At 47.2% G+C, this 15,781-nt stretch carries 15 protein-coding genes and 1 pseudogene; 2 read left to right on the forward strand and 14 right to left on the reverse strand.

The annotated features are described in order from the left end of the window. Window positions 1–469: 469 nt before the first annotated feature. A complete protein-coding gene (locus AC1DWB_RS27280; protein ID WP_477544252.1) occupies window positions 470–751 on the forward strand; it encodes a transporter in 282 nt (93 codons plus the stop codon). A 39-nt stretch (window positions 752–790) separates the two neighbouring features. On the opposite strand, the gene AC1DWB_RS27285 is transcribed toward AC1DWB_RS27280, so the two are convergent. The 6 genes from AC1DWB_RS27285 to AC1DWB_RS27310 all read right to left on the reverse strand — a co-directional run bounded on the left by AC1DWB_RS27285 (window position 791) and on the right by AC1DWB_RS27310 (window position 7,184). Then, window positions 791–1,894: a Ger(x)C family spore germination protein gene (locus AC1DWB_RS27285; RefSeq protein ID WP_477544253.1), complete on the reverse strand. Its 1,104-nt coding sequence runs from the start codon at window positions 1,892–1,894 to the stop codon at window positions 791–793. Further along, window positions 1,891–2,985 carry a GerAB/ArcD/ProY family transporter gene (locus AC1DWB_RS27290; protein WP_477544254.1) on the reverse strand — a complete coding sequence of 365 codons (1,095 nt, stop codon included), beginning with the start codon at window positions 2,983–2,985 and terminating at the stop codon, window positions 1,891–1,893. The genes AC1DWB_RS27285 and AC1DWB_RS27290 overlap by 4 nt, the downstream gene beginning before the upstream one ends. Then, window positions 2,966–4,435 (reverse strand): spore germination protein, encoded by a 1,470-nt coding sequence (locus tag AC1DWB_RS27295; RefSeq protein WP_477544266.1) that lies wholly within the window; start codon window positions 4,433–4,435, stop codon window positions 2,966–2,968. Before AC1DWB_RS27295 ends, AC1DWB_RS27290 begins: the two co-directional genes overlap by 20 nt. A gap of 291 nt (window positions 4,436–4,726) precedes the next feature. After that, complete coding sequence (locus AC1DWB_RS27300; protein WP_477544255.1) at window positions 4,727–5,728, reverse strand: FecCD family ABC transporter permease; 1,002 nt, start codon at window positions 5,726–5,728, stop codon at window positions 4,727–4,729. Window positions 5,729–5,730: 2 nt separating this feature from the next. Next, window positions 5,731–6,729, reverse strand: coding sequence for an ABC transporter substrate-binding protein (locus AC1DWB_RS27305; protein ID WP_477544256.1), 999 nt, complete (start codon window positions 6,727–6,729; stop codon window positions 5,731–5,733). 116 nt (window positions 6,730–6,845) lie between these two features. Then, window positions 6,846–7,184, reverse strand: coding sequence for a hypothetical protein (locus AC1DWB_RS27310; RefSeq protein ID WP_477544257.1), 339 nt, complete (start codon window positions 7,182–7,184; stop codon window positions 6,846–6,848). 134 nt (window positions 7,185–7,318) lie between these two features. Between AC1DWB_RS27310 and AC1DWB_RS27315 the strand changes: the two genes are divergently transcribed. Next, on the forward strand, window positions 7,319–7,933 hold the full coding sequence (locus AC1DWB_RS27315) for an SCO family protein (RefSeq protein WP_477544258.1): 615 nt from the start codon (window positions 7,319–7,321) through the stop codon (window positions 7,931–7,933). Between the two features lie 47 nt (window positions 7,934–7,980). Here the strand turns inward: AC1DWB_RS27315 and AC1DWB_RS27320 are convergent, their stop codons facing one another. The 8 genes and pseudogenes from AC1DWB_RS27320 to AC1DWB_RS27355 all read right to left on the reverse strand — a co-directional run. Next, window positions 7,981–8,631: a response regulator gene (locus AC1DWB_RS27320; RefSeq protein ID WP_477544259.1), complete on the reverse strand. Its 651-nt coding sequence runs from the start codon at window positions 8,629–8,631 to the stop codon at window positions 7,981–7,983. Continuing rightward, complete coding sequence (locus tag AC1DWB_RS27325; RefSeq protein ID WP_477544260.1) at window positions 8,628–9,455, reverse strand: sensor histidine kinase; 828 nt, start codon at window positions 9,453–9,455, stop codon at window positions 8,628–8,630. Before AC1DWB_RS27325 ends, AC1DWB_RS27320 begins: the two co-directional genes overlap by 4 nt. A gap of 673 nt (window positions 9,456–10,128) precedes the next feature. Further along, on the reverse strand, window positions 10,129–10,347 hold the full coding sequence (locus AC1DWB_RS27330) for a hypothetical protein (RefSeq protein ID WP_477544261.1): 219 nt from the start codon (window positions 10,345–10,347) through the stop codon (window positions 10,129–10,131). Then, complete coding sequence (locus tag AC1DWB_RS27335) at window positions 10,344–10,523, reverse strand: DUF4198 domain-containing protein (protein ID WP_477544262.1); 180 nt, start codon at window positions 10,521–10,523, stop codon at window positions 10,344–10,346. The genes AC1DWB_RS27330 and AC1DWB_RS27335 overlap by 4 nt, the downstream gene beginning before the upstream one ends. Window positions 10,524–10,924: 401 nt before the next feature. Continuing rightward, window positions 10,925–13,120 carry an MMPL family transporter gene (locus AC1DWB_RS27340; RefSeq protein ID WP_477544263.1) on the reverse strand — a complete coding sequence of 732 codons (2,196 nt, stop codon included), beginning with the start codon at window positions 13,118–13,120 and terminating at the stop codon, window positions 10,925–10,927. 190 nt (window positions 13,121–13,310) lie between these two features. Then, window positions 13,311–13,958 (reverse strand): response regulator transcription factor, encoded by a 648-nt coding sequence (locus AC1DWB_RS27345; protein WP_477544264.1) that lies wholly within the window; start codon window positions 13,956–13,958, stop codon window positions 13,311–13,313. Continuing rightward, the gene (locus AC1DWB_RS27350) at window positions 13,955–15,163 is read right to left on the reverse strand and encodes a sensor histidine kinase (RefSeq protein ID WP_477544265.1); all 1,209 of its coding nucleotides are present in this window, start codon (window positions 15,161–15,163) and stop codon (window positions 13,955–13,957) included. The genes AC1DWB_RS27345 and AC1DWB_RS27350 overlap by 4 nt, the downstream gene beginning before the upstream one ends. 236 nt (window positions 15,164–15,399) lie before the next feature. Further along, window positions 15,400–15,781 (reverse strand): annotated as a pseudogene (locus AC1DWB_RS27355) (alanine dehydrogenase); the annotation flags it as partial.

Below are 15,781 nucleotides of genomic sequence, written 5' to 3' on the forward strand. Positions count from 1 at the left end.
CCCCATCAACTGTCCGTCGAACTCGTCGAGCACGCTGCCTAGCAGCTCTTTGCGCAACCGTTTTTGCGTGATACGGACGCGTTCCGTAAGCAGTTCCGTCTTCATGCGCAACTCCTCCTAATTTCAACTAAATTCGTATATTTTTCCATCGTAGCCTACGCGCCGACAACGTGTCAATGTGGCTGCCCCTTCAATGCCGACAGCCGCGTCTTAGTTGTTTTATTGAGCTATAGTTCATCCCGCACAAACCATCCCAAGGTCTCCCCAGTTGGTATGAAAATATAACTTTAAGCGAACAGCCCCCACCATGCGGTCATGATGAGGGCTGTCGTATACAGTAGCTATTGTTGTTTTGTTCGTTTTCGGATTGACAACCAGGAGGTCAAATTTGCGGGATAGGCGGCTACACAAGCAATAGAGGTATACACCTACATACTGTATACAGAAACTTGCTGAAGGAGTGAACCGTATGTCATTTATTCCACCAATGCGGCTATGGAGACAACCGCCAACCTCACCGCCGCCCGCTTACATTCCACCTAAGCCGGCCGTGTCCTATACCATCGATTGCTTGAACCAATACACTTATGTTTGGCTATTGAACGGGAACAGCTTCTGGTTCTACCCCACCCGCGTCGAGTACGGCGAAGTGTCCGGCTATTTCTGGAATGGGGCTTACTGGTTGTTCTACGGCATCGATCCCCGGCTGATCGAAGCAGTCGCTTGCCCTCCAGTTCCAACGTTGTATTAAAATAAAGAACCTTGCCACGGTTCTTCGGGCTGATCAAGGTTAATTTATGATCCCTTTTCTCGTAATCTCCACCTGAATCATAGGAACAAATTTCACTTTTTGATAATTGCCGCCCCAATCTTCCTTCTGGCTTTGCCAAATTCGGTGATGGAATGCACTAAGTTGTCTGCCGATCCCTAGTCCGTCGCAGCGCGCTTTTTGCATTTTTTTAATCGTTTCTTTTGCTAATTCCGTCATCTCTTTAGATATAGACTTGTTTAATTGCTCGATTACTTGTTTCTCTTCTAGGCGGTCTTCCGGATATTCAACGATACTCACTTTCCATTTTAGATTTAACTGAACCGTAATTTTACCGTCCTTTTGAATCAATACTTTCATTTTTCGCTTTGATTTTTCCACATTATAGGTCAAGTAGCTATCGCTATTCCCGACGTTTACTTTTTTGGTGAATCTCGCCAATTTTCCTTTCATGCCTTTCAAAAATATATACATCGATGATTCATCGGAACTGAGCAGGCCTGTGAACTGATGGTCATGAAACATCGCAATACGAGAAACGACAACGCGGCCCCCTTCTTCCACAAGGTAAGGAAGAACAAAATCTTCCCCGGGGTCCAACATACTTGGGTAAATCTTTTCAAGCGTCACCTTGGGAACCGTTGTACTTCCTTCTTTGCTCTTGATTAATTCGTCAATTTCTTCCGCGATCAAAACATTCCCGACTTTTTTACGGGAAAGTATATCGGCCGCCTTCCCTTTCGCCACAGCGATTCTGGCGTTTAAGGCACTCTTGGGATCGCGGTAAAAAACTTCGAGAATCCGATATATATCTTGTTTGGCCAATTCTTCTCCGATGAGAATAAATCGATTTTTATAAGCGCGAAGATTCCGCGATACTCGATCGTCCGCATAATCGCGTGTTTCCCTTGGCGTATTGCCGACCGTGACTATAATATCGTTTTGGGGACTTTGTTGTTCACCGGCAGGCACGTCTCGAATGACTAAGGTGGATTGAAGCTTTCCATTCGGCGCGAGGTCGAATCCCCCTCCATAAATCAACCGGGCATCCTTTAACAGATCTTGATCCCAACATCCGGTCATAAAAAGGAGGATAATCACGTATAACAAACAGATCCTTTTCATCTGAGTTGCATCCTCCTTTTTTTCATAAAAAACGTGATACAGAGTAATATCAAAGGTAGCCCAATCACTAGAGTATAATGGTTAATCACAATCATTCGATCGTAGAAGTCGGTGATCGAAGGGTTTTGAGCAATCATAGCCAAAATAAACAGGATGAATACGGCGTAAGGGACGGCCTTTTTATGTTCGCAACGGTGAAAGATGCAGCCCAAACCAACCGTTGCCATGTATATCCAGGAGACCGTGGCGGTGGTAACAACGAAGATCCACAACGATAAAAAGATCAAGTCGATCCGTTGAATAACCTGGAAAGAAAAACCTTTCAGCATGAAGAGAACAGGTTCCGAAACCGCGGGCATGACCTCAGGGCTGAAAATGACTAAACTGGTAAATACCTCGAAGGTGTAAAACAGCGTAATGATCATATTGCCTAAAGAAGCTGCCTTTAATTTCCCGCCGCTGCTCCCTTCGACAAAAGGATAAATCACCAATATGACCTCATACCCGACCATAGGAAACAATGCATCATTGGAAGCTTGAATGATCTTCATCCATCCCGCTTCCGCTATAGGAAAAATATAGTTAAAGTTCGCATTTACATAACCGCTCAAAGAAAATACCACCATCACAACGATCGTAAACGAAGAGATGACGAACAGTCTGGCAATGACGCGAAGATTTTCTTTGACTAAATACATACAGGTCAGAAGGGCGAGAATTAATACTGCCCATCTAGGCGTATCTTGCAGCACCCATCTTTCCACGACATCAGCAAACTTGGTTAGAACCGTTCCCGCAGAAAGTAGAAAATAACCGATATAAACAAAGCTAAGCAGACGCCCAATAACTTTCCCGGTAATCTTCGGCAAGAAGCCATATATCGTATCGGAAGGATATCGTTTGCAAAGAGCCCACAACATCAAAATAATGATCTGTACAACTATTCCGGCGATTAATGCGGAAATCCACGCTCCCCCCTTGGCAGTTGCTTGCAGTTTATGAGGAAGCGTTAATATTCCCACGCCAACTTGGGACTGTACTACAAAAAACATGAACTGCCCTTGCGTAATTTTACTCTTTTCCGCGATCATCCTGTACCCACCCTCTTGAATATCTTTCTTGATTCATCCGTTTCGGATGCGGATCATGGGGGCGTTGATTCAAACTCCATAGAGGAAAACGTATAAATGTATCTTTCATATCTTTCATTCGAAAAGGCATGACAGGCGCAAAATAGGCAGTACCAAAGCACTCTAATTTGCATAAGTGAATCAAGATGAAAAGCATGCCAAACGTAATCCCGATCAAGCCGAACATCGCAGCCATGATCATGAGCGGGAAGCCCAAAATGCGAGTCGCTATACTTATTTCATGAGACGGAGTGACAAAAGAAGAAATAGCCGTTAAGGCGACAACGATTACCATCGGATATGAAATCAATCCGGCCCGCACGACCGATTCCCCAATGACCAAGCCGCCAACAATACCGATCGTTTGACCTACTCGGCTCGGCAACCGAACCCCTGCTTCCCGCAGTACTTCCAAAGTAATCTGCATAAGAAAAGCTTCCACAATAGGTGGAAACGGAACCTTATCTATACTGCTTTTCACTGAATAAATCAGATTTTCCGGAAGTATTTCGGGGTGAAAGCCGATAACCGCAATATACAAAGCAGGCATTAGAGATGCAATGATAAAGCTGAGCAAACGAATTAATCGGATAAAAGATCCGACAATCCATCTGCTGTTATAATCGTCCGGGCTTTGGTTAAAAGCAAAGAAAGTCACCGGTAACACGAGCGCCGACGGGTCCCCGTCGGCTAAGATAACTACACGGCCTTCCATGAGATGAGCTGCCGCCCGATCCGGTCTTTCCGTAAGTAAGATTTGCGGAAATAGGGAAAACGGATTGTCTTCAATCAATTCTGCAATGGATCCGGACGAGACCGTGGTATCGATCGAAATGGATCCGATTCTACGATCCGCTTCTTTGATCAGATCGGGATTCGCCAGATCCTGCATATAGAGAACAGCTACTTTGGTATTGGTTGCCTTACCGATTTCGTAATAACGGACAACCAGATTCGGATTCTTGATTCGGTTTCGAACAAGATAAAGATTGGTCATGAGGTGTTCTATAAAACCATCATGAGCGCCGCKAATAACTCCTTCGTTCACTGGCTCCGAGATACTTCGTTTATGAGCAGCAGATACATCGGCAACAAAAAAATGTGCATTACCTTCGAAAAACAAAATGCATTTTCCTTGAATTAATGTATGGGGCGCCTCGCTCAAATCCGTTTTTTTCGTAATTTCCAAAGAAGTAATGACATGTTCCGCGGTTCCTTCTCTTTTTTCTTCGATAGGCTCAATGATATCTTTTTGAATTTTAGATGGATCGGACACGGATTCTAAATAAACAATGAGTCCCTTAGATTGATTAAACGTAATGCTTCGTTGTTTTAGATCATTGGAATGAAACAGTTGGTTTTCGATGTATTCGATATTTTTTTTTATCGACGGGTCGACACCTATTTTCATATGGGAGCTATTTTTCGTTCTTGTTTTCGAAAACAATTTTTTTAAAAAGTCCACTTCATTCTACACCTTCCACAATAATCATTTTTTTATTATAGTAACCATTTGGAAAAGTATTATCCCAGGCATGTTCACCTCCGTCGGAATGTCCGGTAAAAAGGACTTCGCCTTTGCACGCTGACTTCGGAAGCGCTTTCAAACAATCTTATAGGAATTTCATCGGTGAAACTCCTTTGTTCCAGGCGACAAGAGCATACATCCATTACCAATAAAAAAAAGCCGTAATGTTATGCATTACAGCCATTGTTTTCGCTTCCTTAACAGCATTAAAAAGAATGGTGCGCCGACCACACCCATCACGATGCCTACCGGCAGTTCGACAGGGGCGAACGTCAATCTGGCCGCCGTATCCGATAGCGTGAGCACGGCGATGCCCAGCAAAGCCGAGCCAGGCAGTAAGAGCCTATAATCGGACCCCACGAGTAGGCGGACGGAATGCGGCACGATCAGGCCGACAAAGCTGAGCAGCCCCACTATGCTGACCGAGCTGGCCGCCAGCAAGGCCGCAGCCGCCACCATGGTCAAGCGGTAGCGTTCTATGTTCAACCCAAGCGACCGGGCCACATCCTCGCCCAGCATCAGGATGTTCATCCGGTGGGCACCGATCAAAGTCACAGCGGCTCCGGCCAGCGTATAGGGCCACAAAATCCCGACATGGATCCAGCTCTTGGCCGCCAGGCTTCCGATCATGAAGGAAACCGCGCCTTCCACCCGGTTGCTGAAGAACGTAAACAAGCCGGAGATGCCCGAGTTCAGCAGAGCCGATACCGCAACCCCGGACAATAGAATCCGCATGGGCGAGCTCCCCTGGTCCCATGCGAGTAGATAGATAAGAAGAGTAGCCAGCAGCGCTCCCAAGAAGGCGCTTGGAACCAGCCACTCCGGATGTCCAGGGAAGATCAGCAGGATCATGATACCCATCAGGCCAGCCCCGGAGGAGATGCCGATAATGTGGGGGTCTGCCATCGGATTGCGCAAGATGCCCTGCAGCAGAGCGCCGGATAGTGACAGTCCGATTCCGGCAAGGGCGGCGATCAACGTCCGAGGCAAGCGGATGTTCCAGATGATCGAGTAATGATCGCTGTCGGTTCTCCCTCCTACAATTTGCAGAATTTCAGTTAACGGCACATCCACAGCCCCTAGCGACAGGCTTGTGAGCAGGCCACCGACTGCCAGGAGGAGGAACATGACCAGACTCGTTGCCCGCCATGCAGGCTTTCTGATCCAAACTCTCATACTCAATTCCTGCTGAAGGCTTGAGGATAAGCCAGCTTAGCCATGTATTCGAATGATTGATCGAGGTTCAAGCCGGGATTGTTAACAAACAGGGATGAGGGGAGGAATGTGTATCGGTTTTCTTTTACTGCTTTCAGCGAGGCCCATGCTTGATTCGATTTCAAGCTAGTCTTGAGCATTTGCTCGCCTTCCTCATCGGTTCCATGCACCACGAAGAGCAAATAATCAGGGTTCAGTTCCACAAGCTTCTCCATACTGAACGGAATGGAACCCATCGACCCGCCTACCTGGGCAGCGGCGACGTTCTTGAGCTTCAATCGCTCAGCGATGTCCAACGCGATCGACGAACTCTTCTGAATCGAGACACTGCCCATCATGAAAGTCAGCAGGGCAAAGTTCGGTTTTGCGTCAGGTACACGATCCAGGACCAATTGGATGCGTTCGTTCATGTTCTTCACAGCGGCAGCGGCTTCGTCCGGCTTGYCGACCACTTTGCCAAGCAGTCGCGCATTATTCTGCATATCGTCGTAACTCTTGATGGTCAGGATGGCGAAGGGAATGCCGGACTGGTCGAATTGGGCGGCGAGCTTGGAGTGGAATAGTGGTTGTCCGATAACCAAGTCGGGTTTTAGCGCCCATATTCTTTCCAGATTGACCTCGCTGATAAGCCCCACTTCCTCTGCCGATTTTGCTTTCTCTGGAACAGGCACCCCAGGAGCGGTCGCACGGCCGACCATTCTTCCCCCTACTTGATCGAATACCTGCAGGAGTTCCGTGTTGAGTACGATGATTCGCTCCGGCTTTTGCTTCAGCACGATCTTTCTTCCCGCTTGATCGTCAAAGGTCAAGTAGGGATTCGCCCCAGACGGATCGGATCCCACCGTAGATACCGATGGCTTAGGCGATTCCTTCGATACTGCGGGCGGTTGCGTTCCGCACCCCAGCAGGGCCATTCCGAGGATTAGCAGCATAGCTAAACCGGTGAACGTTCTTATAATCATGAATCATTTCCTCCTAAGAATGAGATTGACTGACTTCCCTATCTTAGCTTGCCGCCCTTCCGTCTAGAATGACTCTTTAGAGTCATTTCTGTTAAGAAACGATGACAGTTGTGCGCTCAGCTACTACTCCACCACGGAAATGAACTGGGAGTAACCCCCAGCCACACTATCAGTCTCTGCCCCATTGTCATCTGCACAGGTTTCATCCAATCCGCTGTGCAGGTCGATTCCGGTTTATAGTCCCTCTTTTGAGCCTTCGCCCATGTCGTTTCCGTTAGATAATTCGTAATCTGGGCTTGTTCGAAGCACGGCGGTGCCACATAGACCTTTTGGTTGTGGTCTAGGATCATCCTCAGATCACCTGGCGGGGAAAATGGAAACGGGATACAAAGCAACACGAATACCACCAACACGCCGCCTCCGATCCCCCACCAAACCTTCTTTCTCGCGCTCATGACGTTTCCTCTCCTTTGTTCGTTCGCGACTTTGCCACACTTAGCCGTCTGGATAGCCCTTATTGGGGATTCCAGACCGAGTGCGTTCATGTACAATAAAGCATGAATTTCTTAGAAAGGAGACTGATAAGTCGATGCTCAATAGCAAACGATCTCATCTACTATTTGCCCTGCTCTTCTTAGGCGCGGTCAGCTACTTGCTTTATACGATTCTCCAGTCGAACCATAAGCTCCCAGTGGTCATGTCCTCCCCGGCTTTCACTTTGCCGGATCTGAATGGACAGTCAATCAGCCAAGACTCTTTCACGGGTAAAATCCGCCTGGTCGAGTTCATCTTCACCCATTGTCCCGATATTTGTCCGGCAACCACGTCCAACCTGATCCGATTGCAATCGCCGCTGAAAGAGAACAACTGGTTCGGCCAGAGAGTCCAGTTCCTCGCGATTACCTTCGATCCCGAGAGGGATACGCCCGAGGTGTTGAGACAATACGCCAAACGAATGGGGATGGACATGAGTGGCTGGACCGTGCTGCGCGGGCAAGAGGAGGAGACGAAGCAACTAGCCGCCCGGTATAACATCGACATTCGCAAGCTGGGGGACGGACAATTCGTCCACACCATCACTTCCTTGCTGCTCATTGACGGGAATCATCAGGTGCGCAAAATCTATAAGATGGGCGAAGAAATGGACAATGAACAGATTCTGAAGGACATCGAAGCTCTGGTCGGTGAGGCCGAGAAACAGTAGGGGATCAGATTAGAACAGCCGCGAGTCGCGGCTGTTTTCGTCTTCCTTTACTTTCTCGTCATCCCTTTCTCAAAGGCATAACGCGCCAATTGGACACGGTTCTCGAGATGGAGCTTTTGCAAAATGTTTTTCAGGTGATTTTTGGCGGTATGCTCAGAAATGTCCAGCTTTATGGCGATATCCCGATTTGACAGCCCCAGGGCAACAAGGCTCAGAATTTCCTTCTCCCGTCCGGTCAGAGGCGTTTTCTCCGTGGAGGGCTTCTTCTCTTGGAAGGAGAACTCCTGGAGGATCTTCAGCGCTAGTTCTCTGCTCATGGGGGCCTCGTCATAAGCGATCGCTTTTAAGTAGTGGTGCCATTCCTCCGGGTATAGATTTTTGAGCAGATACCCTTGAGCACCGCGTTTTAGCGCCTCGAACAGATGGGTAATATCGTCGGAGACGGTGACCATGACGATCTTGATATAGGGATAGTGCGTCTTGATCGTTTTCGTTGCTTCCAGCCCGTCCATGTCCGGCATATGGATATCCATCAGGATCAGGTCCGGCATATATTCTGYGGTCAATTGAATGGCCTCTTGGCCGCTGCGGCCTTCGGCGACGACCTGAAAGACCGGGTCCATCTCGAGAATCGTCCGCATCCCCTCCCGGGCATGCTTATGATCATCGATTAACAGAACGCGGAACGGCTGATTCATGAGGACGCCTCCTTCCGAAGACACCACACTGTTCTTCCCTTTTCACGAAACAAATCAAACTTCCAGTTCATCTCCTCCGCCCTCTCCTTCAAGATCTTCAGACCAAAGCTAGTCTCCCGGACTAGAGGTTCTCCCACCAACCCTATTCCGTTATCCTCCACATTAATGATCCACCCTTCGCCGTTYGGCATGGCTGACACCCAGACTTGATCCGCCTGAGCATGTTTTCTTATATTTTGGAAGGCTTCTCGGACCGAAGCGTATAGCTCCACCTTCTCCTTGGCCGACAGCCGCCCTTCCTCCAGCCTCCAATTCCAATCCACATGGAGTCCTGTCTCCTCGCTCAGGTCCGTGGCCAACGAGTTCATGAGGTCGATCCAGGGAAGCGACTCGGTGGTCGCTGGATAACGCAGATTGGCGATTGCCTGTCGTACGTATCCGTTCACCTCATGGACGGTCTGTCGAAATCCTTGAATATCCGACGACTCTCCGGCACGCTGCTTATCCAATTGATCTACTTTCACGGCTAGTAAAAATAAGGACTGGGCAATCCCGTCATGAAGTTCGCGCGCAAGCTTCTCACGCTCCTCCAGCGCCGCACGTGTGGCTCTCGCCTTCTTCAATTCCTCCTGCATGTCCTCAAGCATGGAGAACAGCTGCGTGAGGAAAATCATCGTAACCATGAAAACCAGAACCGGCGCCAGCCAGTTCCCTACCTCCATGGAGAGGTAAGGCAGCAGGAACTGATGCCTGACGTATTCCCAAACACCAATGGTTAGAGTGGGAATCGCCAGGATTAACCATTTGATTTGCTTGTAGGACATGTGGACTCTCCTTTGGCTCATTGCTCCCTTCCATGGTATCGAAGATCGCGCCTCTTGATAATGACTCGTTAGAGCTATTCGCAGCGGAGCCGTAATCGCCTCCACTGGCATTCCTCGGCTACGAGCTACCAGGAGGCGACTACGCACGAGGCGGGACCCTATCGAATTCGCATTGAGATTGCCAGCGTACCCCGCCTTGGCGCTTCAGGAGAACCCGATTACCTTGTCCGTGCATACGAGTGACGATCATCACGTCGATGGCGCCCAATTCACGGTGAACATCCTCATGCGGTTCATTAAGGCATCTCTATGGTCGGCTCGTAGGTGAACGTTTGAAGGCGGCGATCCTGGATGGCGATCGTGAGGATCTAGCGGCCCGAAATACTTGAAATATTGGCCCTTAGCTGCATAGGTATGCTTATCGAAACCTTCGTATCCGTAGGGGTCCGGGCCCCCCCTCGACATATTCGAGCGGGATCTCTACCTTGACCGGACTGTTGGCGGCATGCTGAGCGGTCAGCTCAGGATCGCGATCCAAACGCCGAACCAGAATCTCCTCTGCATCCCTATCCCTTCCTATATAAGCAGAAGCCGCCGATAAGGGCGGCTTCTCAGTATGGTTGATTATTTCGTGCCTACTTCGTGTAGATCAGGACGGCAGCGCGAGTTTCCCTTACAGGCGGCAAGTATTCCACCGTCGCACCCTGTCCCTCTGCAGCGATCCGCAGTCCGACAGTCCCTGTCCGGCATAGCTGGCATCGATATGCTGCCTTACGAAGGCCGCATCCGCAACCGTTGAACCGCTCACGAGCTGGATCCCCGCTGACGGCACAAGCTTGCCGTTCACATAAATCGCAGGAATCGGATTCGTTTCCCCGATCGGAAGCTTCACCGCTCCGCCCGGACCAAGTAGTAGTCGGCAGGCCCCGTCTTGAAAGAAAGGATTCCTTTGGCGTCTGTTTTGTACACTTGCCCATCCGAATTGCTTCGGCGAATCACATCGACCTCCACATCAGCTAGCGGCATGCCTTTCACGAGGAGCTGAACGGCTACCTGCTCATCCGGCACGACTTTGTTTTTACCTTTTCGCCAGCCTCCTCTATCGTTCTTGCATGTCTTTCATTATAGAGGCCTCTCGGCAGAGCTTGCATGACTAGAAAGAGCTACGAATGTTGACAAATTGTGAAAGAATGGGATTGAAGTACGTGTTATCCGTAGCCTCTCTAACTGCAAATTTTTAAGAAAAAGAACCTTCAGTCTATAGATAGATCAAAGATTCTATGTTTCATTTTTGATGATATTCTATTATTTTTTCTGATCTACCGCAGCGACAGGTATGTCGGATACGCCATGCGCACGTTCATCAAAACTCTGAGAATCTATATCGAGACCGTTATCAATGATGCCAAGTCTTCATAGAGAACGATCCCTGTCTGTTGTTCTGTGTTTCCTCGGCAGCTCTGTTGTCTTCAAATGTTGAGCTCTCGTTCCCGCGAGATGTTTTCTGCTTCAGCTTCTTTCATGACAGTTTCACCTTCGACATCGATATTGGGCATAATACGATTCAGCCATTTAGGCACGTTCCAAGCAGAACGTCCTAAGAGTGTCATTACTGCCGGAACGATCATCAGTCTCACAATAAAAGCATCGACCAGAACGCCAAATGACAAAGCCAGTCCCATTGATTTAAGCATCGTATCCTCAGCGAATATAAAACTTCCGAAGACGACCACCATGATCAAACCTGCAGCAGTAACTACGCCACCGCTGTTTTTGATTCCGAACTGAACAGCTTTTGTTGGGTCTCCCTTGTGAGTGAAGTCTTCACGGATTCGGCTAACAAGAAACACTTCATAATCCATCGCTAAACCGAACAGGATTCCAGCAACAAGGATTGGCAGAAAGCTAAGTACAGGTCCTGCTATTGGGATCCCAAACATGCTGATCATATTGCCATCCTGTACGACGAATACAACAAATCCGAGTGTTGCTGCAAGCGTAAACAGATATCCAATAACCGCTTTAATCGGAACAAGGATAGAACGGAATACCATAGTAAGAAGGATCAACGCGAGACCGACAATTAACACTGCAAATTGTGGCAGGGCTTTATTCAGATTTTCCGTAAGATCAATATTAACTGCAGTCGATCCTGTAACCATGAGTTCAACTTGATAGTTTTGCTTCGTCTCTTCCGAACTATTCCGAATTGTTCTAACTAATTCGCTCGTTTTTATATCATGAGGCCCCGTTTTAGGCAGTAGAGTCAAAATGGCAATATCACCTGATGGACTCATATACGGTGGAGTTACACTTGCAACGTTTGTCAGGGAACTTAACCCATTCGTAGCATTAGCAATCATTGTTTGCGCATTATTAGTAGTACCAGATTTGGCTACAACAATGAGGGGGCCATTATACCCCTCGCCGAAAGCTTCTGAGAGCAGATCATACCCTCGGCGTTCTGTCGTTTCCGTTGATTTTAATCCATTGTCAGGAAGACCTGTCTGCAAATGAAGTGCCGGGAGGGCAATAACACCTAAGAGTAGGATTCCAGCAATTGCAAGCGGCAATGGATACTTGGTAACCATGTTTCCCCAACGGCTAGTATAATCATTACGGCCATGAACCTTTTTGTGCGAATTTGCTTTACTTTTTGGACGAATTCTTTCTCCAACCAGCCCAAGTATCGCTGGAACAATCAGAAGTGACACGATAACTGCTAATAAAACGGCGAATGCTGCTGATATACCCATTGTTGTGATGAACGGTATTCMTGTCACAGAGAGTCCTACAAGAGCAATGATGACAGTAAGACCTGCAAAAACGACCGCGCTGCCCGCTGTTGCATTCGCCAGCGCTACCGCTTCCTTCATCTCTCTGCCTTCCATAAGATTTTGTCTGAACCTCGATATGATGAACAAACCATAATCAATGCCAACGGCAAGCCCCAACATAACCGCAACGGATAACGAGAACGATGCCATGTCAAAGAAATGAGAACTAATAAAGATCCCCATCATACCTAGCGCTAGCGCGATACTAGCGGTTAGGATGGGTAGGCCGGCTGCAAGGAAAGATCCAAATGTTATCGCTAGGATCATGAATGCAATTAATACACCGATTACTTCGGATATCCCGCCGATCTCCATATCGGTTAATGCTACGGAGCCGCTGAGCTCTGTCTGGAGACCATTATCTCTCGCTTGTTCCGCAGCTTTAATTGCAAGTTCTTTTGATTCTGAAGTGACCTCAGCTGCGGAGGTTTTGTATGTCACAACCGCTAAACCGATTTCCTTGTTTTGGCCTATAGTTCCAGTTTCAAATGGGTCTACGACTGCAGCTACCTCTTTATCCTTTCGGATTGATTCTAGTGTGTCCTGTATAATCTTCTTTGTAGACGCAGTCTCCAAGGTTTGACCCTCGGGTGCCTTAAAAATAAACTGAATCGTTCCTTCAGCGGTTGAACCGGTATTGAATGCTGTATTTACAACTTGTAATGCTTGCTCCGCTTTTGTCCCAGGGATGCTCATCTCCTCAGTAAATGACGAGCCCTTATTTATCCCTATCCCCACAACGAGAAGGAGTAGTACTAATGTTCCGATCAATACTGATTTTTTCTTGTGGAAAGCCCATCCCCCGAGCCGGTAAAAAAAATTTGCCATGTTAAAGCTCCCTTCATGTTGTTGTTTTGAATTATGTGTTTATCTTAACGTGTTTTTTCATTTTAGAAATCGTACATAAGGGCATGTACCTTTGGGTAATTTCCGTACCCTTTCAGCGTATGATTCCATATAAAAAAACGCACTCCAGAAATTACTTCTGTGTACGTTGAACGACGGTATTGAATTCTTCTCACAAGTTCACCATTCCACGCTCTACTGCAATTGCAACTGCCTGAGACCTTGAATTCACGCTCAGCTTGTTATAAATATTAGTCAAATGAGCCTTGACCGTACGTTCCGATATGCCCATATCGAAAGCAATTTCTTTGCTGCGATATCCATGCGCGATTGCTTGTAAAACAATACGTTCTTTATCGGACAATGATAATTTATCATTTGTTACTTTTGGGGTATCTTCGCTCTGTTTCGCTTGGAATACTCTTGCCATAATTTCTGGCTGCAAGAGCGTCTCGCCTCTAATCGCGGAATCAAGGGTCCTGAATAAATGTTCACGTCCCGTATCTTTGAGGAGGTATCCTTTGGCTCCCAGTGCCAAGCCGCGGACCATTAGATCGTCTTCATTGTAGGTGGTAAGTATAACGACTGGAATATCATCATGCCTCTTCTTTAGTTCCTGCATCGCTTCAAGCCCGCTCATTCTGGGCATATTTAGATCCATAAGAATGACATCAGGCTGGAGATCTTCCGCTAAGCGTATAGCAGACTCGCCATCTTCAGCTTCCCCTATAACTTGAAAATCAGCACTTGTTTCCATGATGAGTTTAAGACCTTCTCTTACTACAAAATGGTCATCCACAATCAGTACTTTTTTCATCATTGTTCTCCTTTAGCCATTGGTGCCTCGATTTGAATAATCGTTCCATTCGGATCGTTACTGGTGATCAGCCATGTTCCACCAATGATACGTATACGTTCCTGAATACCTAACAATCCGTAGTGACCGGGATGTTTACCTATCTGATTTGCATCGAATCCCTTACCGTCATCCTTAATTATAATTAACAATCGCTCATCAATCTTGCTCAACGTTAGCCATACCTGGTGCGCTTGTGCATGCCGAGCAACATTTGTCAAACATTCTCTGATGATGTGCAAGAGATGTTCGGTTAGCAGCTTTGAAAAGTCATCTCGTAGGTCCATCTTCAATAAGATGGCTATGCCTGTAGCTTGCGTAAACCGCTCTGTCTCATTGCGTACCGCTTCCACTAAATCAATATTCGCAGCTGAATTCGAACGCAGATTGTCAATGGCATGTCTGGCTTCGGATAACGTGCATCTCGCCCGTTCCATGGATTGGAGTACAATTTCATGGGCTCTCTTGGAATTGTGATTTGATAAATGAGCGTCAATCGCTTCTAATTGCATGATCAGCCCAGCAAGACCTTGAGCTAAGGTATCGTGAAGATCACGAGCCATGCGCTGTCTTTCGTTCGCTAAAGTCAGTTCTTCCACTTTCCGATGTGCTGATTCAAGATCGCTAAGAAAGGATTGCGTACGTATACGAGCATGGAATTGCCGTAACATAAGATTGGCAACCGCAACGACAACAACAGTCATCAAAAATAGAAAAGGAAGAAGCGACACGGTTTGTTGAACGTTTGCCATCCAAACCGTTAAAATGCCATACAAAAAGTAATAATAGATGGAAACCATGAAGATATTGATTTTCTTATGGTACACCCCGATACTTTGCCCTATCGGAACGGGGTAAAGACCGATCAATAATAAGGGATAGCCCACTGGCATGAGTAAGACAGCTGCAGAAATGAGGATACCTTGAAAGAAAAAATAAATCCAAGGCCGCTTTGCGGTTAATGAATTCCAATGCCAATGCAAGGAGATATGGAGCAGCAGAACTCCTGTAAAAAACAATAATGGAATCACCCGTATCGTAGAAAGCGATTCAATAATGATCGTACCTAAATAGACCGCAATAATCCACGCGATGATCGGGCCCCTTGAGTCCAGCATCACATTAAGCGTATCTTCAGAGCTATAATTAGATTTTTTACTTTGATCCATGTAACCACTCCTCTATGTCTCCTCTATATAATAACAAGAATGTCCACTTTCTGTACTGTACGATCGGGCATGCCCCTTAGTACAATGTTGCTTACTCTTCTATTCAAGTACAACAGACTGTACTCGGCTTGGTTCGAAACTAGCTTAAGACTTCCTAGCTGTGCCTCCCGAGTTAAGATTATGCATCGCAAAAAAAGCCACCATAGGGTGGCTTTTACAACGCTAAAATAGCTTCTTTACTTTTTTTCTAAAGCATCTTCTAATTTTACATAATCGTAACCAAGATCTTTGGCAACTGCTTCAAAAGTAATTTCACCATTTGCTACGTTTACTCCAAGTTTTAATGCTTCGTTCTCAGCGATTGCTCTATATACACCTTTGTTTGCCATCTGCAATGCATATGGAAGAGTAACGTTCGTTAAAGCGATGGTAGAGGTCCGCGGAACCGCACCAGGCATGTTGGCTACAGCGTAATGAACGACGCCATGCTTGACATAGGTTGGATTGTCATGTGTTGTAATTTGATCGATCGTTTCAACGATTCCACCTTGGTCGATGGCAACATCAACGACAACAGAACCAGGCTTCATTGCCATCACCATTTCTTCCGTTACCAGT

It is taken from the genome of Paenibacillus sp. P4_E11, assembly GCF_056401635.1.